2 protein-coding genes are annotated in these 2,977 nt (G+C 71.1%); both read left to right on the top strand.

The window, feature by feature from the left end:
- The first annotated feature begins 64 nt into the window (after nucleotides 1-64).
- Nucleotides 65-1,627, top strand: a complete 1,563-nt coding sequence (locus C1I97_RS34445) for an alpha/beta hydrolase (protein WP_258382880.1) — start codon at nucleotides 65-67, stop codon at nucleotides 1,625-1,627.
- Nucleotides 1,628-2,375: 748 nt separating this feature from the next.
- Nucleotides 2,376-2,732 (top strand): hypothetical protein, encoded by a 357-nt coding sequence (locus C1I97_RS40330; protein ID WP_181447042.1) that lies wholly within the window; start codon nucleotides 2,376-2,378, stop codon nucleotides 2,730-2,732.
- The last annotated feature ends 245 nt before the right edge of the window (nucleotides 2,733-2,977 follow it).

The raw sequence follows: 2,977 nt of genomic DNA, 5'->3' as shown, positions 1-2,977 counted from the left end.
CACACCGCCGCCACCTCATACGGGCCCATCGGCTGTCCCGTTCTGGAAAGGAATGACCCCTCCCATGACACACCGTCTTCCCGTCGTCGCACTCTCCGCGGTCACCGCCCTGCCCCTTGTCCCGGCAGTACCGGCCGTCGCCCCTCCCGCCAGCGCACAGCGGACCTCGACCGGCGCCGGCACGACCACCGCCCTCCCGGCGAGGCTTACCGGCCAGAAGCTGAACTGGAAGCGCTGCGACCCCGACAAGCCCGGCACCTTCCGCTGCGCCACGCTCCAGGTACCGTTGGACTACCGAGACGCCGGAGGAGACCGGATCGGCATAGCGGTCTCCAGGATCGCCGCCACAGCACCGGACCGCCGGCACGGCGTGCTCCTCTCCAACCCCGGAGGGCCTGGAGAATCCGGCCTCAGCAGGCCGCTGACGATGTCGGCCACCCTGCCGGAACGCGCCACCGAGCAATACGACCTCATCGGTTTCGACCCGCGAGGTGTCGGCCGGTCCGCTCCCCTCAGCTGCGGCCTGACGCCCGACGCGGACCAGGAGTGGATGCGGCCCTACCACGAGAGAACTTTCGACCAGGATGTCGCCTGGGCCCGCGACTTCGCCGACACATGCCGGAAGAACGGCGGCAGCAACCTGCCGCACATCACGACCCGCAACACCGCTCGCGACCTGGACCTGCTGCGCACGGTCCTGGGCGAGCAGAAGATCTCCTACCTGGGGTACTCCTACGGCACCTACCTGGGCGCCGTCTACGCCCAGATGTTCCCCCGGCGCACCGACCGGTTCGTCCTCGACAGCGCAGTCGACCCGAACCATGTCTGGCGAGGCATGGTCCAGTCATGGGCGGAAGAGGCGGACCGTGCCTTCGACCGGTGGGCGGTATGGACCGCGGCGCGCCACGAGACGTACGGGCTCGGCACCACTGCGGAGAAGGTCGCGCAGGCGTTCTGGGACCTGGTCGAGCAGGCACGTCAGGAGCCCGTCGAGCTGGACGGCACCCGTTACGGCCCCGACGAGATCCGCGGCGCACTGCACGTCGACGAACCGGAACTGGCCGCCAGGACAGTGGTGGAACTGAGGAAGGCGGCCTCCGGCAAGGCGGCCTCCGGCACAGCCGTCGCCACCCCGAGCGACGCGAGTGCACGCACGGACGTTCCTTTCGACAACTCCGCCGCGAGCTTCGCGGCTGTGGTGTGCAACGACAACTCCGCCGCGTGGCCCCGTGAGCCGGAGCAGTACCGCAAGGACGTCGCCGAGAGCCTGCGCCGCTACCCGCTGACAGGCGACATCGTCTCGAACGTCAAGCCGTGCGCCTTCTGGGACCGGTCCTTGGAGCCGGCCACGAAGGTGAACAACCGCCTTTCCGCACTCATCGTGCAGAACGAGTTCGACAGCTTCACTCCGCTGCCCCAGGGGCAGGCCATGCACAAGGCACTGCACGGCTCCCGGATGCTCACGGCGGCAGGCGGGACCGGCCACGCCGTCTACCCCAGTGGTAATCGGTGCGTCGACGACACCGTCGCCGGCTATCTGGCCACCGGCACACTCCCCGAGCAGGACACCACCTGCGCCGTGTCCAAGGACACGGACGAGGATCAGCAACGCGCCTCTCCGACTTGAGTGACTGGGGGCACATCGCCTCCGGGAACGACGTTCCCGCTGGCCAGGCGCCCCTTCGAGGCACGGGTCCGCCCTGAGGCGCGCCATCCCCCGGAGGCGTGTGTGACAGACGTGGAGCAGAGTTCGGTCGGGCGGAATCGTTCCCCTACGCCGTAGGTGTCCGCGTCATGAAGAGGCTCAGTCATGAGGGGCGCGCCTCGCCGGCCCGAAGGAGAACGCCGCGCGTTCAGAGCCCCGCCGCCCTCGCCACGACCGCCCGCCGGCATCGGCAAGCAGCCCCTCAAGCTGACCCGAGTGCTCGCCCCGGCAGAGAACCGGCCCGGTGCCTGCCTCCGAGAACTGGACCGATGCCCACTCCCCAACCCTGTGCACCGCCCGCCGAAGTCACCCAAGTGATCACCCCGCGGGCCACCCGCCTGGTGCGGAACCGACCCGGAACCATCGTCCGGAAAGCCCGGACCGCCGGGACCAGTGCGCGGTGGAGATCGGCCACCCCGCCCCCGCCACGGCCGATCGGCCCGCTCGGCCGTGGACCGCGTCGGCGCCCGCGTGCGAGGGCGCCGTGTGGCAACACGGCAACAAGTCAGCGGGCAAGAAGTGGTCCACGGCACGTGGGAGCACGGGGGGTCCCTCCCCCACCACGTACGGCCCGGCCGTCAGTCGGTCCAGTGCGGCGTCTCCAGGACCTCCAAGGCGACGGTGGTCAACACGTAACCGGCGCGGCCGTGACGGCGGCGCCGGCGGGGCGATGCTGCGGGCGTTCGCGGAGGTCGACCGGGCCACCACGGGCCCCGAGCGCCTGGCCGCCAAGGTCAGCGCCCACGCCCGCCTGTACCACTACACGCCGGTGCCGGTCGCACGGCGCCGGCTGGCCGGGCAGGAGGAGTGGCGGCGGCGCTACGTCCTTGGTGTCACGATCAACCGGCGGCGGCAGCCCGGCCGGGCGGCCGCGGCGGCAGGCCGGCAGGGGGTCGCCGCCGCTCTCTCGGGGAGCCCGCGACCGGAGACCGGATGCCCGCCCGCCGGGGACGAAGCCGGAGAACAGCCGCGGCCAGGCCACGGCCGAGGCCCGGTCACCGGACTGTCTCGAGGGCCCCATGGTTGAGGGTCGGGGGTGTAAGCGATCTCCACGTTGTTCGCGGCCCCTCACACCGCGCTCGAGGAGTCCGACGAGCCGGTGCCGGTCAGGACCCGGTACAACCGCCTGGCCCCCGGACGCCGAAGGCATCCGGCTCCGCTACGGCCCCGACGGCCGCTGGCACCCCTACGCCCGCGAAGCCCTCGCGGGCCGCACCGACCCTGTCTCTTATACACCTCTGACGCTGCCGACGAATAGCCTTGTGTAGATCT

The sequence above is a fragment of the Streptomyces sp. NTH33 genome (genome assembly GCF_003236365.1).
Classification (GTDB): domain Bacteria; phylum Actinomycetota; class Actinomycetes; order Streptomycetales; family Streptomycetaceae; genus Streptomyces.
The sequence above is the reverse complement of the archived record's forward strand: the minus strand, read 5'-3'. Positions and strand labels throughout refer to the sequence as shown.

Coding starts and splice junctions, on each gene's coding strand:
- C1I97_RS34445 (WP_258382880.1), top strand. CDS start 65: ATGACACACCGTCTTCCCGTCGTCGCACTCTCCGCGGTCACCGCCCTG.
- C1I97_RS40330 (WP_181447042.1), top strand. CDS start 2,376: ATGCTGCGGGCGTTCGCGGAGGTCGACCGGGCCACCACGGGCCCCGAG.